The 19,709-nt window shown below is 37.1% G+C and carries 17 protein-coding genes; 4 read left to right on the top strand and 13 right to left on the bottom strand.

All coding sequences use genetic code 11. From position 1 onward, the window contains the following. Nucleotides 1-213: 213 nt before the first annotated feature. From IGK91_RS05970 to IGK91_RS05960, 3 genes are all read right to left on the bottom strand, one after another. Nucleotides 214-447 (bottom strand): CPBP family intramembrane glutamic endopeptidase, encoded by a 234-nt coding sequence (locus tag IGK91_RS05970; protein ID WP_229060502.1) that lies wholly within the window; start codon nucleotides 445-447, stop codon nucleotides 214-216. A gap of 362 nt (nucleotides 448-809) precedes the next feature. Next, nucleotides 810-1,262, bottom strand: coding sequence for an LMxysn_1693 family intestinal colonization protein (locus IGK91_RS05965; RefSeq protein WP_081122786.1), 453 nt, complete (start codon nucleotides 1,260-1,262; stop codon nucleotides 810-812). 306 nt (nucleotides 1,263-1,568) lie between these two features. After that, nucleotides 1,569-3,239: a formate--tetrahydrofolate ligase gene (locus IGK91_RS05960; RefSeq protein ID WP_010737529.1), complete on the bottom strand. Its 1,671-nt coding sequence runs from the start codon at nucleotides 3,237-3,239 to the stop codon at nucleotides 1,569-1,571. A 182-nt stretch (nucleotides 3,240-3,421) separates the two neighbouring features. Here IGK91_RS05960 and IGK91_RS05955 point away from each other — a divergent pair, with 182 nt between their 5' ends. Beyond that, complete coding sequence (locus tag IGK91_RS05955; protein ID WP_010719225.1) at nucleotides 3,422-3,628, top strand: cold-shock protein; 207 nt, start codon at nucleotides 3,422-3,424, stop codon at nucleotides 3,626-3,628. An 853-nt stretch (nucleotides 3,629-4,481) separates the two neighbouring features. Here the strand turns inward: IGK91_RS05955 and IGK91_RS05950 are convergent. Next, the gene (locus IGK91_RS05950) at nucleotides 4,482-4,871 is read right to left on the bottom strand and encodes a hypothetical protein (protein ID WP_223603274.1); all 390 of its coding nucleotides are present in this window, start codon (nucleotides 4,869-4,871) and stop codon (nucleotides 4,482-4,484) included. A gap of 385 nt (nucleotides 4,872-5,256) precedes the next feature. Next, the gene (locus IGK91_RS05945) at nucleotides 5,257-5,679 is read right to left on the bottom strand and encodes an EbsA family protein (protein ID WP_181934255.1); all 423 of its coding nucleotides are present in this window, start codon (nucleotides 5,677-5,679) and stop codon (nucleotides 5,257-5,259) included. 77 nt (nucleotides 5,680-5,756) lie between these two features. Here IGK91_RS05945 and IGK91_RS05940 point away from each other — a divergent pair, with 77 nt between their 5' ends. Further along, nucleotides 5,757-6,158, top strand: coding sequence for a ribonuclease HI family protein (locus IGK91_RS05940; protein ID WP_010719229.1), 402 nt, complete (start codon nucleotides 5,757-5,759; stop codon nucleotides 6,156-6,158). A 50-nt stretch (nucleotides 6,159-6,208) separates the two neighbouring features. On the opposite strand, the gene IGK91_RS05935 is transcribed toward IGK91_RS05940, so the two are convergent. The 3 genes from IGK91_RS05935 to alaS form a co-directional block, all read right to left on the bottom strand. Further along, nucleotides 6,209-7,348 carry a cation diffusion facilitator family transporter gene (locus IGK91_RS05935; RefSeq protein ID WP_010737526.1) on the bottom strand — a complete coding sequence of 380 codons (1,140 nt, stop codon included), beginning with the start codon at nucleotides 7,346-7,348 and terminating at the stop codon, nucleotides 6,209-6,211. 20 nt (nucleotides 7,349-7,368) lie between these two features. Further along, on the bottom strand, nucleotides 7,369-7,965 hold the full coding sequence (locus IGK91_RS05930; protein WP_010737525.1) for an ECF transporter S component: 597 nt from the start codon (nucleotides 7,963-7,965) through the stop codon (nucleotides 7,369-7,371). 488 nt (nucleotides 7,966-8,453) lie between these two features. Next, on the bottom strand, nucleotides 8,454-11,096 hold the full coding sequence (alaS, locus tag IGK91_RS05925; RefSeq protein WP_034866621.1) for an alanine--tRNA ligase: 2,643 nt from the start codon (nucleotides 11,094-11,096) through the stop codon (nucleotides 8,454-8,456). Between the two features lie 366 nt (nucleotides 11,097-11,462). Here alaS and IGK91_RS05920 point away from each other — a divergent pair, with 366 nt between their 5' ends. Beyond that, the gene (locus IGK91_RS05920) at nucleotides 11,463-11,891 is read left to right on the top strand and encodes a GNAT family N-acetyltransferase (protein WP_014834680.1); all 429 of its coding nucleotides are present in this window, start codon (nucleotides 11,463-11,465) and stop codon (nucleotides 11,889-11,891) included. A 119-nt stretch (nucleotides 11,892-12,010) separates the two neighbouring features. On the opposite strand, the gene IGK91_RS05915 is transcribed toward IGK91_RS05920, so the two are convergent. After that, on the bottom strand, nucleotides 12,011-13,360 hold the full coding sequence (locus IGK91_RS05915) for a DEAD/DEAH box helicase (RefSeq protein ID WP_081129348.1): 1,350 nt from the start codon (nucleotides 13,358-13,360) through the stop codon (nucleotides 12,011-12,013). A gap of 100 nt (nucleotides 13,361-13,460) precedes the next feature. Next, nucleotides 13,461-14,606 (bottom strand): VanZ family protein, encoded by a 1,146-nt coding sequence (locus IGK91_RS05910; RefSeq protein WP_010737522.1) that lies wholly within the window; start codon nucleotides 14,604-14,606, stop codon nucleotides 13,461-13,463. Between the two features lie 131 nt (nucleotides 14,607-14,737). On the opposite strand from IGK91_RS05910, the gene IGK91_RS05905 reads away from it, so the two are divergent. Next, nucleotides 14,738-15,064, top strand: coding sequence for a hypothetical protein (locus IGK91_RS05905; protein WP_010719236.1), 327 nt, complete (start codon nucleotides 14,738-14,740; stop codon nucleotides 15,062-15,064). A 92-nt stretch (nucleotides 15,065-15,156) separates the two neighbouring features. Here the strand turns inward: IGK91_RS05905 and IGK91_RS05900 are convergent, their stop codons facing one another. The 3 genes from IGK91_RS05900 to IGK91_RS05890 form a co-directional block, all read right to left on the bottom strand. Further along, complete coding sequence (locus tag IGK91_RS05900) at nucleotides 15,157-16,509, bottom strand: APC family permease (protein ID WP_113803558.1); 1,353 nt, start codon at nucleotides 16,507-16,509, stop codon at nucleotides 15,157-15,159. 66 nt (nucleotides 16,510-16,575) lie between these two features. Beyond that, nucleotides 16,576-17,529 carry an L-threonine 3-dehydrogenase gene (locus IGK91_RS05895; protein WP_010737520.1) on the bottom strand — a complete coding sequence of 318 codons (954 nt, stop codon included), beginning with the start codon at nucleotides 17,527-17,529 and terminating at the stop codon, nucleotides 16,576-16,578. Nucleotides 17,530-17,706: 177 nt separating this feature from the next. Then, nucleotides 17,707-18,897 (bottom strand): glycine C-acetyltransferase, encoded by a 1,191-nt coding sequence (locus tag IGK91_RS05890; RefSeq protein ID WP_010737519.1) that lies wholly within the window; start codon nucleotides 18,895-18,897, stop codon nucleotides 17,707-17,709. Between the last annotated feature and the right edge of the window lie 812 nt (nucleotides 18,898-19,709).

The raw sequence follows: 19,709 nt of genomic DNA, 5'->3' as shown, positions 1-19,709 counted from the left end.
AACCAGAAAAACTATTAGAAATCTGTTGTAACATCGTTTTCACTCCTTATATATCCATTAAAGATGTTCGATCGAAAATAAAAGGATGACACAACTATCCGTAATGAATAATTGTGTCATCCTTTTTTACTGTTTAGAAGTATTTTTTTCAACCTCACTTTTTGTAAATCTCCACTTGCTTTAACTACTTTATCGTTCATTGCTTTGCAACAACTAAGTAAAGAATAAAAAAAGAAATATACCCACACCATTATAAAAAACATGGGTCAATATGGCGTACCACACATTAGAAGTTTTTATATAAACGAATCCAAATAGAACGCCGCAGAAAAAAAGGTTGAAATTTCCTCCGTGTACGATTGAAAACAAAAATGAAGAGATTATGAGGAGAGAAGCCTTTGTTTTCCTGTCAGAATGTAAGCTGATTAGACTAAATCTAAAAATCATTTCTTCTAAAAATACACCGTACGTTGTAGCACTTATTATATATTTTTTCAATTCACTATTAGCTAAAGAATTTAGGGGTAAGCTATTTGTATCAGGCAAAGCAGTATTAATGACAATAATACTAACGATACAAAAGACTGCTATAAATATGAGTTTCAGCCATTGTATTTCTACTAATGATTGATAGAGAAGCTGGTGGAACAACACCAAAAACATAAAACTTAGGATCAACGGAAACCAAGAAATCCAATCAAATATGAAATCATATTTGATTGGGATCCCTATACTTGGGATCATAAAATAAATAATAAAGTAACTCAAGCAAAGAATGAATTTCCAATGTTTCTTAGTATTCCTATGTATCATATTGCTATATAATCAATATATTGTGTATTTGCTGTAGCAGTTTGAGTACGAATATATTTATTGTCTACTTTACGATAAACTCGGTAAGTGACCGTTATTCTTGCATTTTGACGATACTTCTTGAATTTTCCGCTTACTGAGTATTCGTTCCCTATTTTAATATTCATTCCGAAGATCGTTGCACCAATTGATAATGTGGTTTTTCTATTGTGGGTTTCTGTACCCAAATATGTACGATTTCCTTTAGAAACACACCAACTTTGAGGTTGTGACCAAGTTTTTGTCTGAATCGATGGTTCGTCTAATACATAGTACTCATCATCACTACAAATTGCTATGCCAGAACTATTCGTTTCATCGGCTAATACTGGAACACACGAAGTTACAGCAGTTCCTAAAGTCAAAAGTGACGTAGACACCAAAATTGTTCTAAATAAATACTTTTTCAAAAATTTTCACTCCTATTTTAGTGTTAAAAAAACGTTTTCTTCGCAATGATTATAAATCATTTTATTTTAGACATATGATTGCTATCATAAAAAGCTGTTTTGAACTCAAAATCATCCGTGAAACCGCCATTATTTACTTGTTGACTAACACAATATGTATAAAAACAAGTCAGCCATTGTATCAACATATACAAGAGCTGACTTTATCCTTTTTTTGATTGAAAGAGAGCCATTACCTAATTTTAGGTATTCTCACTAATCATTTTTGATAGATGGCTTTTTTATGAAGCACCCTATCCTCTTTTTTTAGAATAATCCCAGTACTTCCCCATCATTGGTAACATCCATATTCAATGCAGCTGGTTTTTTTGGAAGTCCCGGCATAGTCATGACATCTCCTGTTAGCGCAACGATAAACCCAGCCCCTAATTTGGGAACGAACTCTCTGATGGTAATCGTAAATCCTTCAGGAGCGCCTAGAAGTGTCGGGTCGTCAGAAAATGAATATTGGGTTTTTGCCATACAAATTGGCAGTTTATCCCAACCATTAAGGACAAACTCAGCGATTTGTTTTTTGGCTTTTTTACTAAAGTTGACCCCTTTTCCACCATAAATCTCTTGGACGATCGTTGTCACTTTTTCTTCGATAGTCGCTGTCGGTTGATACAAGGGTTGATAATTTGCTTGCTGACTATCAATCGCACGAACGACCGCTTTGGCAAGTTCAATTCCACCGTCTGCGCCATGCTCCCAAACACTTGCTCGTTGTACGATCACCCCTTGATTTTCGCAAAGACGTTCTAACAAAGTAAATTCAGCTTCCGTATCTGTCACGAACTCGTTGATCGCAACAATTACTGGGATATGGTATTTCTCCATATTGTGGATATGACGTTTTAAATTACTGAATCCTTTTTCCAATGCTGCTAAATTTTCCGTTTTCAACTCTTCTTTAGTTGCACCGCCATGCATTTTCAATGCACGAACTGTTGCTACAATCACGATCGCATCAGGCGCCTTTTTCAAATTCGGAACTTTGATATCTAGGAATTTTTCTCCACCTAGATCTGCACCAAATCCAGCTTCAGTCACCACATACTCCCCTAATTTAAGAGCTGTTTGGGTAGCTAAAACACTATTACACCCGTGAGCAATATTGGCAAAAGGACCTCCATGGACAAATGCTGGCGTGCCATAAATCGTTTGTACTAAGTTTGGTTTGATCGCTTCTTTTAATAGCAGTGCCAATGCGCCTTCTGCTTTGAGATCACCAGCTGTCACTGGCTTTTGATCAAAGGTATAACCGACAACAATTCGAGCTAAACGAGCTTTTAAATCATCGATGTCTGTTGCTAAGCATAAAATCGCCATGATTTCACTTGCTACGGTGATGTCAAAGCCATCTTCTCTCGGCACACCTTGAATCGGACCTCCCAAGCCAACAATCACTTTTCGCAGTTCGCGATCATTCAAATCGACGACACGTTTCCAGATCACACGACGTGAATCGATTCTCAGTTCATTCCCTTGATGGATATGATTGTCTAAAAGTGCAGACAATGCATTATTAGCAGACGTAATCGCATGCATATCGCCAGTAAAGTGTAAATTGATATCTTCCATTGGTAATACTTGTGCATAGCCTCCGCCGGCAGCACCACCCTTGATTCCCATGACTGGACCAAGGGAAGGTTCTCTTAACGCAATCACTGCTTTTTTACCAATTTGATTCAATGCGTCCCCAAGACCTACCGTGATGGTCGATTTACCTTCTCCAGCTGGTGTAGGATTGATGGATGTAACTAAAATCAAGTGACCATCTGGTTTTTTCTTTAATTTCTTGATGGTGGAAAAATCGATTTTCGCTTTATATTTTCCGTAAAGCTCCAGGTCATCTTGTTGGATATCCAATTTTTCCGCAATTTTAATAATCGGTTTTAACTCTGTTTCTTGTGATATTTGTAGATCGCTCTTCATCAAATTACCCCTTTACACGAACTTTATACCCAAAACAAAAGACTTTGTTCAGTTATATCTATTATACCTTTTTTTATTTTAAAACAACATAGGCAAGATTGCTTTTTTAATTTAATTGACGTATATATAAATACTCTTTATAATGTTAGTTATGATCAGACTTTAGAAAGGTCGTGAGAGCTTTGACCACAGGAACTGTGAAATGGTTTGACAACAAAAAAGGATATGGATTTATTAGTTATGATGAAACAGAAGAAATATTCGTCCATTTTACTGCAATTGAAGAAGAGGGATTCAAAACCCTTGAAGAAAATCAATCTGTAGAATTTGAAATAATCGAAGGAAACCGTGGGGCACAAGCCGCTCATGTCAAAAAAATGATCTTATAAGAAAGTTTCAACAATAAGTAACTTCTCTTCAAAACAGAAGAGATTGCATCAAAAATATTCAATTTAAAGAAAGACCGATACTCCGCAAAATGTTCTTTGCAAAGTATCGGCTTTTTTATAATTTTATAATTGCTTGAACGATAGAAAATCAACTTATGCTGCGTCTCTTCCATACAGTACAACGTTCACTAATATTACAAAATCTCACTTTTCAATATAAAGATACATATTTCTGTTTGTTTTCTGATCCTATCGAAAGAAGGTTATCTCGAATTTATCAGATGATTTGAAAAAGACTGCTCGACTGTATTGAAAACTTGATTTCTAGCGTTTGCTTTAATATTTTTTACAAATTTCTTTTCTTTTTTCTTCGCTATTATTTCTTCTCGTTGTATCTATGCATCCTTCTCACTTATTTCCGAGTGAATGATGTCTTTCGCATCAGATTGTTTTCTTTTCAACATTAATTGCCATTTTAAAAGAATCTTTCTAAATCGAGACAACGGATTTAAAGAATCGACAATCCGAACAAGGGCTTGATTGTTATATAGCCTTGGTTGATAATCTTTTTTGATTGCTTTTATACCATTTTTTTACCGAGCTTTTCTAATAACTAGTTTCAACGATCACTTTCACTATTTATGATTCGTTCATTTATGTATCTTCTTGAACTGGTTCCTGAAGTTATTTCCTGCGAATCAAACCCAGCCATGATATTTTTTAAGTCCTGAAGGTTATACCCCTGTGTTTTGCTGTTTTCTTTTTAAAAATTGCCAACCATTTATCACTCCTAATTGCTCAAAACACTGAATCCAACGATTGACATCAAAACTATGTGAACCCATAGAAAGATTCATCTCGTTGAGGTGATAGATGTCTGTTGACTCCTGGAGTAGCCCTTCTGCTGATTCGCAAAATTTCTTGAAATTTGCGCATTTTTCCAACTCGCTTGATTTGTTGCACGGACAGATAGCGAACGTATTTCTTGTTTATTGTTCGAACTACCTTGTTTCACTCTTGATGTCTGTGCTTTTTTCATCTGTGTTCTTTTGCCATTTTCCTTTCTTTTATTTAGCTTTTCCAAGTGCATTCTCCGTAGTTTTGTACCTCTCGTTTTCCATATTCCTTTTATCTTCCTACCGTTTCTCCGCCATAGTCTCGATAGCTTCGCACCTCTTTTTCTTCGTATTTCTTTTATCTTCCAAATTCGGTTGAGATCTTCTAACATTTTTTTTATTTCCACGTCCGTTTTTCTCCTTATACTTTTTCTGTAAGTTTTATTATAAATAAGAAAAAATGTTATCTTACTTCTTTTTTTCCTTTAAAAAATATTTAGTGCAAATTTTTTATAATATCCTTTATGTTATTAAGTTATATATCCCTTGGTTGAATGGTCAGGTGTCCATTACTTTATCGAAAGTTACTGGTCGAACATCATATCATCCATTATTCTAAGGTCAAGTTCATACAAACGTCAGCAAGACACAATCAAGCCGAAGAATCTCACCCTGATCATAAAATGATCTTCGGATTCTTCGGCTTGTTTTCTCAGAGGTTATATATAGTTATGTTTTTCTCGCAGCTATTTTATATCTGCTGAATCAATTGGTTTAAACAAGTAAAATCAATCAGCTAGTTGTATTTACTTGGTTGTTAGTGCTTTGTTGCTCTTTACCTTCAGAATAGTAGGACAAAAAAGCTGTCTGACTTCTTTTGCGCATCAGATAGAAGGTTGGCTCAGCCTTCCCTACATATTTAATATTTACGCCTCTTTTGACCGGTGTTACAGAGTCAATATCTTGTAGCGGGATATTTTGGTCCTTCCAAAAAGCAGCATATTTAATTTTGATTGCATGGTTTTTCAAAATAAATGACCGACGATACCCAAGAAAAAGAAAAATTAAAAATAGCCCCATCACTAAGTTACTTTTCCAATAGGGTCTAGTGTTTTCAAGTGATAAAATCAAACTAAAAAATAAAATGATCAAAGATAAAGACCAATAGATGATCGTCTGCGCCCATTCCGGCTGCCAGCGAATTATTTTTTTCATTCTTTAACCTCGCATCTATTTGTAATGGTATAATTATAGCATAACACTATTTTTAGAAAAAGGAGAGCTTCCTTACTATGATCAAAGTATACATTGATGCTTCCACAAAAGGCAATCCAGGACCTAGTGGTGGAGGCATTTTAATTATCCATGAAAATAAACAAGAACAGCTTACCGTCCCACTTTCGGATGGCTCCAATCATCAAGCTGAATTCGAAGTCTTTTTAAAAACTTTAGAAATTTTAAAGGAAAAAGGCTGGGTCAATGAAACAATTCTCTGTTATTCCGATAGCAAAGTACTTGTTTCTACAATCGACAAAAACCACACAAACAACGAAAGTTTCTCTTCCCTTCTATATGAGATCCAACAATTACTCGCTCAGTTCCATTTACTCATCTTACAATGGATTCCCGAGAGTAAGAATAAAGGGGCGGATAATCTGGCACGCCAAGCGCTTCAAAAACAATTAAATCCATAAAAAAAAGACTTTTTAGCTACTTACTAAAAAGTCTTTTTAAAGTTTCTGATTTAATAGAGAAGATAATTGTGATCAAAAGTAATATCGAGTTCAAAAGAACCAACCTTTTTCTCAATAGCTTGACGAATCTTTTCTTCTAAAACATCATCTGGTAACTTGAAATTCTGAGGAACTACAATATCGAATTGCAACTCTTTTCCTTTACGTATGATCCGTAAATCGTGCAACCTCAACTCTTCCCCTAACTCTTTGATAATTTGTCTCAATTGTTTCAATATCTTACGGTATTGTTCATTATGGATTGCTACCGGATCTAGATGACAAACTAAATCTACATCCAAAGTCTTTTTAAAGTCTTTTTCGATAATATCAATGATTTTATGTGCTTCATTCAAGTTTAAACTGTCGTCAACTTCAATATGAACAGAAGCAAACTTTTTATTTGGTCCATAATTATGAACCAACAGATCATGAAAACCTAAAATCGATTTATAAGAACTTAATTGTTTTTCCATTGTTTTGATTTCTTCAGCTGTTGGACGGCTACCTAGTAATTCATAGACAAAATCACGTAACATCATGATCCCACTAAAAATAATGTACCCGGCTAAGACAAAACCAACATAGCCATCAATACGCCAGCCAGTGAATCTTTCGATACCTGCAGATACTAAAACAGCTAACGTCGTGAATACATCATTGTAACTATCTTTGGCTGTCGCTTTTAGTGCTTCTGACTGAATTGTTTTTGAAAATCTAGTGTACATACGTCCTTGTAAAAGTTTTAACAGAATCGAAAATATCAGGACAAGAAACACGATCGGTGTCAGGACTAAATGTTCCGGCCGAAAAATTTTCCGTATAGAAGCGTCCAAAAATTGAAACCCTACATACGTAATGATGATTGAAACAAATAAGCCACTGATATATTCAAATCGTTCATGTCCAAATGGATGTTCTTGGTCTGCGGGTTTTGCAGCAATCTTAAACCCAACAAGCGTCAAAATGGATGAAGCTGTATCGGATAAACTATTGATAGCATCCGCCATGATCGAAACACTGCCAGAAAAAAGTCCGATTGCAAATTTCGCAACAAACAATAATATATTTGTGATAAGACCTAAGATTCCAGCTATAATACCTTTTTTGGTACGTTCTTGCCCACTAATCGTTTTTTGTTCTTTTGACACTTTTTCGCTTCCTTTATTCTTTATTCTGGTTTGAGTGGCGTTGCAGCAAACAGCGCTTTAGCAATCAGTGGCGTAATGATTCCGGCACCTATCGCTTCCGGAATCCCATTGATTGCGGCAACTCCTGCCAAAGTTTTAAATAATAGATCCGCATCTACGCCATACGCATCAGCAGTTGCCCCAGTATAAAACAGTCCCATAAACCCTAGAACTAAAAGTGTATTCACGAGTGAGCCAAATACTCCTGCTAAAACCGAACCAACGACTACAGAATGATAACGTTGATAAATCCAGTGAAAAATGATTCCTGCAACTAAGCCAACTAAAACTCTAGGAACAACTGAAATGATCGGATTGGTAAAGACGAGGGTATCAAATGGGGTCGTAGGCATGGCGTAAGCACGAATGATCGTGGCGATCCCCCAAAACAAACCAATGACCATGCCGTCTTTCGGTCCTAATACAACCGCAGCAACGATAACTGTTATGTGAATAATCGTCAAACTAATAAATCCTAAAGGAATAAACCCTAACCATGGAACCATTGCTTGAACGATAATGATTGCTAATAAAATCGCTCGTAAAACTAAACGAAAAGTTTTATTTTTACTATTCAATTTTACCCCCTCCTTTTTATTCTAATCGTAAAAGGTTTTGCTTTTTTGTCAATTAATTACTCTCAAAGAAAATGCTGATTGGTTGCATTCAGTTCTCATAAAATAAACCGAATTTGTCAACGGGATTTCCGTTTCAAACAAATTCGGTAGAACTTTTCTTTAACAAATAGGAGGATTCAATACTCCTTGAACAAAAAAGGTCGTTCTTGAGCCCTTTAGCATGTATGAAAATAAATAGTATTATCGGTGCTTCCTTAAGCAATAAGCGATCAGTGTTTAAACTATGAAAAGCTGTTTAAAAAATGACCGCTTACTCGCTTCAATGAAAGCATTCTATTCCCCATTATTTGCTAAAACAAGGTCAAGTATTCGCTCCTTGAAATAAGTTTTTTCTCTCCCAAACATAAAATACCGTTTCAAAAGGAGGTTATTATCATCTGAGCTATTCGACGCTTTCCCATTTTATTTGGAAAAGTATTTAAAGTTGATTATTGATTAGACAACCATGTTTTAGCTTCTGATAAAGCATCTGGGATACCAGCAGGGTTTTTCCCACCTGCTTGCGCCATATCAGGGCGACCACCACCGCCACCACCAACTTTTGGTGCGATTGCTTTGATCAAGTCACCAGCTTTTAGCCCAGCATCATTTGCTTCTTTCGTCATAGCGACTAACAAACTAACTTTTCCGTCTTGTTCATTTGCCAAAACAAGAATATCGGAAATGTTTTTTTGTTTCCATTGGTCTGCTAATTGACGTAATTGGTTCATATCTTTTACTTTTACTTGTGCAGTAATCAGTGAATGACCACTAACTGTTTCCACATTTTTAAAGACATCGCCTGCTTGTTGGTTCGCTAGTTTACTTGCTAATTGTTCATTTTCTTTTTGTAGTTCTTTTAGTTGTTGTTGTAATTGTTCTGTTTTTGATACAACCTCTTTTAATTGAGGTGATTTGACAATTGTGGCAACTTCTTTTAATTGTTTTTCTTCTGCTTCCAATAACTCATATGCTTCTTTACTTGTTACAGCTTCGATCCGACGAACACCGGCACCGATTCCTGATTCAGAAACGATTTTAAAGATCCCAATATTTTCAGTATTTGCTACATGGGTTCCACCACAAAGTTCGATAGACCATCCACCAATGTTCACTACACGGACTTCTTGACCATATTTTTCACCAAATAAAGCCATAGCACCCATATTCTTAGCGGTATCGATATCTGTTTCGATGGTTTCTACTGGGATTGCTTCCCATATCTTCTCATTAACGATTCGTTCCATTTTTACTAATTCATCAGCTGTGATTTGTCCAAAATGAGTAAAGTCAAAGCGTAAATGTCCAGGAGCAACTAAAGAACCAGCTTGGTTTGCATGTTCCCCTAAAACTTCTTTTAAAGCTTTATGCAATAAGTGAGTCGCTGTATGGTTTTTGATAATGCGATTTCTCATCGGTACATCGATCAACAAGTGGTAAACTTCGCCTTCAGTCAATGTTGAAAGCACTTCTACGGTGTGCATAAATTGTCCATTCGGTGCTTTTTGAACGTCAACAACTGTCGCAACCGTTTCTCCAGAGGCATCAATGATCCAACCTTGATCAGCCACTTGTCCACCCATTTCTGCATAAAACGGTGTTTGATCAAAAATCAATTGACCTTGTCCAGCAGACAATTCACTCACTAGTTCTTCCTCTTTGATAATCACCAATAGTTTGCTGTCTGATTCAACTTGATCATAGCCAATAAATTTACTATCCACTTTGATATCTGTTAATAGGGCAGATTGGACTCCCATTGATTTTTCTGTACTACGAGCAGCACGCGCACGTTGTCTTTGTGCTTCCATTTCTTTTTCAAAGCCTTCATGATCGACTTTCAAGCCTTCATCTTCTGCCACTTCTTCGGTCAACTCCACTGGGAAACCGTAAGTATCATACAATTTGAAGATATCTTTTCCAGCAAGTGTTGTTCCATTTGCTTTTTTGACTTCAGCGATCACTTGATTCAAGATTTCAAGACCTTCGTTGATCGTTTCATTGAAACGTTCTTCTTCGGTACGAACTACTTTTTCAATAAATTCTTTTTGTTGAAGGACTTCTGGATAATAGCTAACCATGATTTCGCCAACTACTGGAACAAGATCATATAAGAAAGCTTTTTCAATCCCTAATTTTTTCCCGTGCATCACTGCTCGGCGTAATAAACGACGAAGAACATAGCCACGACCTTCATTTGAAGGAAGCGCCCCATCTCCAATCGCAAAAGATAATGCTCGGATATGATCCGCAATTACTTTATAAGAAATGTCGGTTGTCGGGTTTTCCCCATATTTTACTTGGTTGCTTAGTTTTTCTACCGCATGAATGATCGGTAAGAACAAATCTGTTTCAAAGTTTGTTGGTGCGTCTTGAACGATCGAAACCATCCGTTCCAGCCCCATGCCCGTATCAATGTTTTTATGTGGTAAAGGTTCAAATGTATGATCTGGTTTATGGTTGAACTCAGAAAATACTAGATTCCAAATTTCTAAATAGCGTTCGTTTTCTCCACCAGGGTAGTTTTCTGGATCATCTTCTGCGACATCATTGTATGCTTCGCCTCGATCATAGAAGATTTCTGTATCAGGACCACAAGGACCCGCACCAATATCCCAGAAATTATCTTCAACATCTACAATGTGATCAAGTGGCAAGCCGACTTCTTCATGCCAGATTCGTTTTGCTTCTGTGTCTTTTGGATAAACGGTAACATATAATTTTTCCGGATCAAATGCCATCCATTCAGGACTTGTTAAAAATTCCCATGCCCAATGGATTGCTTCATTTTTGAAATAATCACCAATAGAAAAATTTCCAAGCATTTCAAACATTGTGTGGTGCCGTGCTGTCTTCCCTACATTTTCAATATCATTCGTACGAATTGATTTTTGAGCGTTTGTGATGCGTGGGTTTTCTGGTACGACAGAGCCGTCAAAATATTTTTTTAACGTAGCAACCCCTGAGTTGATCCATAAAAGTGTTGGATCGTTGACTGGAATTAATGATGCGCTAGGTTCAATCGTGTGTCCTTTTGATTGGAAGAAATCTAAAAACATTTGTCGAACTTGTGCACTGCTTAATTGTTTCATTTTATTACCTTCTTTCTTTATTTTAAACGACAAAAAAACACCCTCACAGCCAAGGACGAAAACTCGCGGTACCACCTTGGTTGCAATGATGTTCGATCATTACCTCTTGAACTCGATAACGCTGAGTAGCGTTGATATTTCTATCAATAAAAAAGGGAGCAATTTGTTTTTTTGACTATTCTTTTTTCAGCCTGGAAAGAATTTTCTGTAAGTCAGACTTAAACAAACCATGTCCTTTTCGTACTTTACAAGTATACGTATTCTATTTTATTCTGTCAACCGCTCTTTTCCTTCAACTCTTATTTCTTTCTAGAATATTTTTTGTTAAGCTTGAATTACGCCTATTAATCAAAAGGAGAATCGATGATGCAAGTTTATTTTGGAAACAAGTCCTGGATCAGAGGGGCGAGTTTTTATCTTCGTTATCAGGTATTTGTTCTGGAACAAGGCATTTTGCCAGAATTAGAATTTGACGAAACGGACACTTCTGATAACTACTTTCTGTTAATGGAAAACAATGTTCCAATTGCAACATTACGTTATCAAAAAAAATCGTCCACTTGTCTTAACCCCGATCGTTTTTGCGTCGCCAAAAATTATCGCCAACAAGGTTTCGGTCGTCAGCTGTTGTCCTTAGCTGAACAGAAAGCGAAAAAAGAAGGCTTGCTATCAAGTTACCTAGTAGCAGAAATGACTGCCCTTAGTTTCTATCAGCAACAAGGTTACGAGACTTGTACAGATCCTTTTATCGAGGATGGGATTACCTGCGTAGGGATGCAAAAAGAATTGATTTAAGATCTATTATCACTAGATTATCTGCTAAATGAACACTTAAAAACAGACCAAAGGAATGCAATCCTTTGGTCTGTGAGCGTGAAGTCATGACGTCTCTTTTAAAGGGTCTGGTCATTGACTTACTTATTGGAGTTTTTCTTATTTTTTCTTGCAGTTCTAGTTTGTTGTCTGCGTTCGATTTTACGGTCTTTTTTGTTCTTTTCAGCAATTGCCCAATCGATTTTCTTTTTATATCCAGGTTTGATTTTTTTCTTTTTCTTTTTCACTAAGCCGATCAATGTAGGATCCAGTGTATCTTTGGATTTTTCCCGTTTCGTCCGACGATTGCGGTCATAAGTCTTGATGATTTCATCATTTTTGATTTCCATCGGTTCAAATGTGACACCAATTTTTTCAATACTGTCAATCGTTTGGTCATCACTTGGTGAGTACAAAGTGATCGCAGTTCCTTTTAAACCATTACGTCCAGTCCGACCTACTCGATGGATAAAGAAGTCAAGGTCTTCAGGAATTTCTGCATTGATCACATGAGAAACCCCTTTAATATCGATGCCACGTGCCGCTAGATCTGTCGCAACCACGTATTGATATTCTAAGTTTTGAACTTGGCGCATCACCCGTTTTCGTTCTCTTGGAGTGATATCTCCATGGATTTTAGCTACTTTTAAGCCTTGGCTTTTCAAGTAATCAGCAATTTCATCTACGTGTTGCTTCGTATTCGCGAAGACAATTGCTAGATAAGGATGACCAATCGTTAACAATTGGTAAATCATTCGATTTTTATCTTTCCCTTTAGTAGAGATCAGCCAATTCTCGATATCTTCTGAAATAACTGCTTTCGGTTTGATTTCTTCAATGATTGGATTTTCCATGTATTTACGTAAAAATGGTCGTAATTTTTCAGGAATCGTCGCTGAGAAAACTAAAAATTGCAGTTTTTCAGGCAAGCGACTAGCAATTTGATCCACTTCATGCAAGAAGCCCATGTCCAGTGTCATATCTGCTTCATCTACAACAAATGCAAATGCTGTATGGATTTTTAATGCTTGTTCATTCATCATATCCAAGATTCTACCTGGCGTTCCCACTACGATCTGTGGTTGTTGATGTTTCAAGCGGCTCAATTGGCGTTGCTTATCCGTTCCACCTACAAAATTCGTCACTCGGATCTCTGGATCGGAAAATTTAGCGATCTGACTAGCAGCATCATAAATTTGAGTAGCTAGTTCACGACTTGGTGCAGTGATTACTACTTGTACTTCGGCTTTTTCCGCATTGATTTTTTGAAATAAAGGCAATAAAAATGTATGCGTTTTGCCCGAACCAGTTTGTGATTGACCAATGATATTTTTTCCTTTAGCGATCAAAGGAATCAAACGCTCTTGTACTTCAGTTGGTTGAGCAAAACCTTTTTCTGCTAACGCCTCATTTATATATGGTTTAAAATGAAATTGTTCAAAATTACTCATTTAAGTAAGCACCTCTTCTCTTTCTTTTTTACACGACTTTCGCATTATACCACATCCTCAAGCAATTTGCTTGATCCTTTTCAAAGTCGCTCACGATCCACTAGTTCCCTTTTGGTTGAATGGTACTAATCGTATGTGTTTGACTGGCTTTTTCATAGAACAGCACTCTTTTCTTACGAAGGAATGACAAGAAAAGATTCAGCATGAAGATAAACTGTGCAAATGCAACACCCAACACAATAAAAATCCCGCTTACCTGTAATACACCTGTCGTATGGTCAGTGATATGTTGGATCGTCTGACTAAGCCAAGCTAACCCATAAAATAAAAAGTAAAGATACCCATAACGGATAAACAGTGCTTTAAAAGAAAGTCGTTTTCCGTTATCCGAAACCACACGAATGCGTACGATTTTTTTACCTAAAGTGAGACCGTTTGTTACATATGGTATGACCATGAAATAAAGCAAGACTTCTAAAAATACCCACCAACTACTTGAAGTGATATCACCTATTTTCAAAGACAATTGAAGAGTCACAGCAATCAGCACGGATAAAACCGATAAGAAAGCCCAATCAATGAAATAGGCAACTAATCGTCTCGTTAGAGAAACTGTTTTCCCTTTTTCGTATGACACTTCATCCATTCTTGCTCTCGTAGGCAACATGAAGGTAAAGATTGGTGTCATAATGTACCCTAACGTTCCTCCGATCGTATTCGTCAATAAGTCATTGACATCAAATAGCCGATAAGGTCGAGGATAAATAAAATACAACCCACTTAACTGTGTCAATTCAAAAAATAAGGAAAGACAAAAACTTGCAATGATGGTTTTCACAAAAGATAATCGAAAATAATATCTTAAATAGATCCCGAAAGGTAATAAAAGCAAAACATTAAATACCGGTTCTAAAAAAACGCTTTGTCGCATCGCTGGTAAATACGTACTTGGATCAGATAAAACCAAGACGGTATTCTCTCGGAAATGGACCCATGATGCAAATAAATGTAATTCCATTTTAGGTCCGGTCATTTGAGCAACGGCTTCCTTTGAAGGCAACGGTAAAATGATCAAAAAATAAGCACATAACAAATAAAAAACAAACGAATATAAGATAACCGCTCTCGAAAAAATAAACGTTCCATACTTTCGATATTCATAAATGAAAAAAAACGAAGAAATCGCTAATGCCAAAAATGGAAAAACAATAAGTGCAAAGCGAATCGGTTCAATATAACTAGCCATAAACATCCCCCTTTTTCATCTTAACTAACGGTTTCATCTTATCAGTACTCTTGTAAACTATGCAAGTTATGGGGTAATTATTTTTAAATTTATATTAATTGAAGTATCATTAACAAAAGGAGGCGATTAGCGTGCTTAATATTTATTTTGTGTTTGGCGTACCCGCTTTTTTATTGATTCTCTATCTCATTTTTGCGTATATACGTAAAAAAACGACCATCCGCTATCTTGGATTTATCTTGTTAATTATTGCTAGTTTCATGCTCGTGTTCAACTTACAGACATGGCAACAAGCACTACTTGAAATGGAGCAAGCTTCCTCTCGATCTTTATCAGATCAATTAGGTTATCCGATCTACTTGATTTGGATTCCCATTACTGTTGCTGGTTTTCTCGTCTTATTAAACCTTTTTCGTGCTTGGCGCCGGCTAAAACAGTTAAGAAAAAAAACAGGATAAAAACGTGCATTCTCTTGTAGCTGGTTGGTAAAGTTAGCATTGCTTAACTTGACACGCTACAACAGAATGCACGTTTAACTATCATTTATATGTTAAACTACAGGATATTTATTTTTCAAATATAAATAAACAGGGATTCCGACTAATGTCAAAGCGATTCCGCTAAATGCTAAAAGTGTTTGTGTCAGTAACGTACTAACCACGATAAAAGCACCACCAAGAATGGCGATTAGCGGAATGATTGGGTATAACGGAACTTTATAAGGCCTTTCAAGTTTTGGAACTGTATTTCTCAATATAATTACACCTACAAATACCATCGTATAAAAAATCCAAATCACAAAAACAAGCATATCCGTCAGCATATCAGATCCACCGACCATCATCATACCGATCGCAATCCCTAGTTCCAAAACACCAGCAACCACTGGAATCTTCGTTCGATCGTTCAATTTTCCTAAGTGGTGACTGAAAGGTAACCGTTTTTCTTGGGCCATCACATAGGGCAGGCGCATCCCAGTAAGTGTATAGCCATTGATTGTTCCATAGACTGAAATCAAAATCCCGACAGTTACAAGTTTCCCACCTACGCCACCAAAAATCATGGTAGCCACTTCGCTAGCAGCATTACTGTTGCCACTGATTCCTCCAATCGAAGCTGTTTTTAAAAAGACGGTATTAACGAATAAATAAACAACCATAATCCCGATGATTCCTATAGAAATGGCTTTCGGTAAATCTTTTGGCGGTTTTTTTAATTCTCCTGCAATGTTTCCAACGTGAATCCAACCATCATAAGCAAACATTGTCGCTAACAAGCCCGCACCTAATGCTGAAAACAATGGCAGATCTTTTCCTGATTCTATGGGAAACAGCTGAAACTCTACTCCACCACTGCGAAATAAGCCAAACAAGACGATGACTGCCAGTGGGATCAATTTACAGATTAAGGTAATGGATTGAAAAGTTCCACCAACTTTTGATCCTAAAAAATTGATCAGCATGATCGTCACAGCGGCTATAATAGCGATGGGGACAATCCATTGCTGTTCTAAGGCAAATAAGTTCACAAATTGTGTCCCAAAGATAATTGATAATGCCGCTACATTTGCAGGAAAGTAAATCACAACTTGTGCCCAACCTAACAAAAAAGCAGCCGTCTGTCCATAGGTTCGTTCGATATATTTGACCATACCGCCTGTTTCGGGGATTGCTGCGGCAAGTTCTGCACCAGTTAAACCTGCACAGACGGAGATGATACCTCCCAAAAACCAAGAAAGCATATGTAAACTAACTGATCCTGTAACTTCTGCGACACTCGCTGCTTTAAAGAATACTCCCGCTCCAATCACTGTTCCCATCACAGTCGATAAAGCAGTAAAAAAGCCCATCGTTCGCTTTAGTTCGACTTTGTTTTTTTCAACCGATACTTGGTTACGTTCCATCGCTTATCCTCCCTTTATCGTAAACTCCCCACCACTCGATCGGAAGTTTACGATAAACTATAGTAATTAGACTGTTGCTGTCAATTTCTCTTGCAACTTGGACAACATATCTTGAGTCATTTTATCTAGGTCGTAACGTGGTTGAAAGCCCCACTCTTTTTGCGCACAACTAATATCTAATGAATTTGGCCAAGAGTCTGCGATCGATTGTCGCACTGGATCAACTGCATAGTCCATTTCAAAATCAGGAAACACTTTTTTGATTGACGCTTTGATTTCTTCTGGTTCAAAAGACATTGCAGAGATATTGAATGCATTGCGATGAACTAAATTTTTAGGATCAGCATTCATCAACTGAACAATCGCCTCAATGGCATCTGGCATGTACATCATGTCCATAGCTGTACCACGATCAATAAAGCACGTGTATTTTCCTTCTTTGATAGCTGAATAATAAATATCCACTGCATAGTCCGTCGTCCCACCCCCAGGTAAAGTTTTATAAGAAATCAATCCAGGGAAGCGTACACCTCGTGTATCTACGCCATACTTTGTATAATAGTAGTCACACAAAAGCTCGCCTGCGACTTTTGTCACGCCATACATTGTTGTTGGTCGTTGGAGTGTATCTTGAGGAGTCTCATCTTTTGGTGTATTAGGTCCAAAAGCGCCGATTGAACTTGGCGTGAAGAATTTTAACTTAAATTCTCTTGCGACTTCCAGCGCATTGACTAACCCAACCATATTGAGGTCCCAAGCGAACTTTGGTTTTGCTTCAGCGACAGCTGATAAAAGCGCTGCTAAATGAATCAAAGTATCTACTTGATATTTTTCGACTAACGCTCGCATTTTTTCGTAATCCATGACGTCTAAAATTTCAAATAGTTCACCATCTTCTAGCTTTTCAGGCATACGAATATCCGTTGCGACAACATTTTCATTACCCAAATCTTCCCTTAAACGTAAAACTAATTCCGATCCGATTTGTCCAAGGCAGCCAGTAACTAATACTTTTTTCATACAAACACTCCTTTTTAGTTCATTTTCACTATCTATTAAAAATAAATGCTACCTACATTCCATTGACGAGCAAAATATAAAAAAGGTGATTCTTCGATTTTCACAGAAACACAACCGAAACGCTCTATCCTATGATCGTCTTTCTCTTAGATTTCAGGCGAGATCATTTCTACTAAATCAAATGATGCCCATTTCATTTCCGACTTTTTGGTAAATCGCTACAGCATGATCGAGCATTTCTTTGGTATGAGCTGCAGTTGGCATATTACGAACACGACCTGTTCCCAATGGTACGGTTGGATAAACGATTGGTTTCACATATAGTCCATTTTCAATCAACTTTTTAGAAAATTGTTGTGTTAGACTCTCATCGCCAAGTATCACTGGAGTGATTGGTGTTTCCGACACGCCGATGTCATACCCGATTTTTTTCAGTTTTTCTTTGAAATAAATGGCATTTTCCCAAACTTTTTCGACTAATTCTGGATGATCTTGCATCAGTTGAATCGATGCTAGAGCAGCGCCAGCAGCACCTGGTGTAAGTGATGTTGAAAACAAGAAAGGACGTCCTCGTGATTTTAACCAGTCGATCAACGATTTAGATCCTGCGACATAGCCACCAACGACACCGATTGCTTTAGACAATGTACCCATTTGCATGTCAATTTTCTGTTGGAGACCAAAATGCTTCACTGTGCCGGCTCCTTTTCCCATCACTCCAGAACCGTGGGCATCATCCACATAAGTAATCAACCCGTATTTTTCGGCAATTGGGATCATATCGGGTAAATTAGCTACATCGCCATCCATTGAAAAAACACCGTCTGTGATATACATGATTTTGTTATATTTCCCACTATTTACCGCTTCTTTTGCTTTTTCTTCTAGATCGTTCATATCTTGATGCTTAACACGAATGATTTTGGCACCAGAGAGGCGACATCCATCGATGATCGAAGCATGATTCAATTCATCTGATAAGATCGCATCCTCCTTAGTCATAATGGCTGAAATAGCTCCCATATTACAATTGAAGCCTGATTGAAAAGCAATCGCTGCTTCTGTACCTTTAAATTCTGCAATTTTATTCTCTAATTCTTGATGGATACGCAATGTGCCATTAATTGTTCGGACAGCACCTGCGCCGACACCATAGCGATTCGTTGCGTCGATACACGCTTGTTTCAGCTCCACTCGATCAGCAAACCCCAAATAATTATTCGATGCTAGATTGATCAAATTTTTCCCTGCTACCTCAATGATCGCACCATTTGCACCTTCAAGGATATCAATCGTGTTGTATAGTCCCTTTTCCTTCAATAAAGCCAGTTCCTGTTCTAAATAAGTTGACAATACTTCAGAAGACATGTCTCCACCCCCATTTTTCTAACCTTCAAGGTTGAGGAACGAATATGCAGCCTTTCATTCCTGTTTATAAGTATACCTTTTCTGATAGCGCTTACACAAATTATGAGAGTTATTTAACTGAGTATTTTCTTACATAACAAATCAATCGGTACTCCACTAACGAAATATTTTTTTACTTATTTTAGTAACTGTCGTTATTTTTAAGAGGATCACCTCTAGCTAATATCAACCCTTAACTTAATAAACTTTCCAATAAATATTCCATATATTCTGAATTTTCCGCCATTAGTTATTCTTGTTTTTTGTTATGAAATAAAAAAACGAATATTCTATTTGTATATTAAATTCTTTTAATGTTTGCTTCTCTAGCTATATATTACTTGGTCCAAGGCGCTTACCTGTAGCTATTTTAAGAAGTCTTTCTCCCAACACAAAAAACGTTCCCTATGGTCGTCAGTTACTACTCATGACCACAAGAAGAGACTGAGACAAACCTTGCCTCAGTCTCTTCTGGTCTCTCTAAAATCGAATAAACGGTGTTCAAAGAGCTGACCTTCGGCGATAAGTCAAAAAATCTCAAAACATGGGGAGCTGTTTCGAGATTTTCATCCTTAATGTTCCTGCGATTACTCGTCGCAGTTTTTACTTGGTGAGCGCTCAGGTCAAGGCACTCTTTTCACGACCTCTTGTTCACGGTGAGACAAAAGTAGCATCTTCGGAAAACTTGCCGAAATTTACCAAAAATTTGAGAAGCACCAAGTAGGTAACAATCAACATCAAAAACGAGTTTTTGTGTTTCTTGTCAATTTTCG

Origin of the sequence: Enterococcus sp. DIV1208, from assembly GCF_050530455.1 — a bacterium.
GTDB classification, from domain to species: Bacteria; Bacillota; Bacilli; order Lactobacillales; family Enterococcaceae; genus Enterococcus_B; species Enterococcus_B hirae.
Note: the sequence above shows the minus strand (reverse complement) of the source record. Positions and strands in the feature narration are given on the sequence as shown.

What these genes read in the sequence shown, in the direction of transcription:
- IGK91_RS05970 (WP_229060502.1), bottom strand. Translation starts at nt 447, where the DNA reads ATGATTTTTAGATTTAGTCTAATCAGCTTACATTCTGACAGGAAAACA.
- IGK91_RS05960 (WP_010737529.1), bottom strand. Translation starts at nt 3,239, where the DNA reads ATGAAGAGCGATCTACAAATATCACAAGAAACAGAGTTAAAACCGATT.
- IGK91_RS05945 (WP_181934255.1), bottom strand. Translation starts at nt 5,679, where the DNA reads ATGAAAAAAATAATTCGCTGGCAGCCGGAATGGGCGCAGACGATCATC.
- IGK91_RS05940 (WP_010719229.1), top strand. Translation starts at nt 5,757, where the DNA reads ATGATCAAAGTATACATTGATGCTTCCACAAAAGGCAATCCAGGACCT.
- alaS (WP_034866621.1), bottom strand. Translation starts at nt 11,096, where the DNA reads ATGAAACAATTAAGCAGTGCACAAGTTCGACAAATGTTTTTAGATTTC.
- IGK91_RS05920 (WP_014834680.1), top strand. Translation starts at nt 11,463, where the DNA reads ATGCAAGTTTATTTTGGAAACAAGTCCTGGATCAGAGGGGCGAGTTTT.
- IGK91_RS05915 (WP_081129348.1), bottom strand. Translation starts at nt 13,360, where the DNA reads ATGAGTAATTTTGAACAATTTCATTTTAAACCATATATAAATGAGGCG.
- IGK91_RS05910 (WP_010737522.1), bottom strand. Translation starts at nt 14,606, where the DNA reads ATGGCTAGTTATATTGAACCGATTCGCTTTGCACTTATTGTTTTTCCA.
- IGK91_RS05900 (WP_113803558.1), bottom strand. Translation starts at nt 16,509, where the DNA reads ATGGAACGTAACCAAGTATCGGTTGAAAAAAACAAAGTCGAACTAAAG.
- IGK91_RS05895 (WP_010737520.1), bottom strand. Translation starts at nt 17,529, where the DNA reads ATGAAAAAAGTATTAGTTACTGGCTGCCTTGGACAAATCGGATCGGAA.
- IGK91_RS05890 (WP_010737519.1), bottom strand. Translation starts at nt 18,897, where the DNA reads ATGTCTTCTGAAGTATTGTCAACTTATTTAGAACAGGAACTGGCTTTA.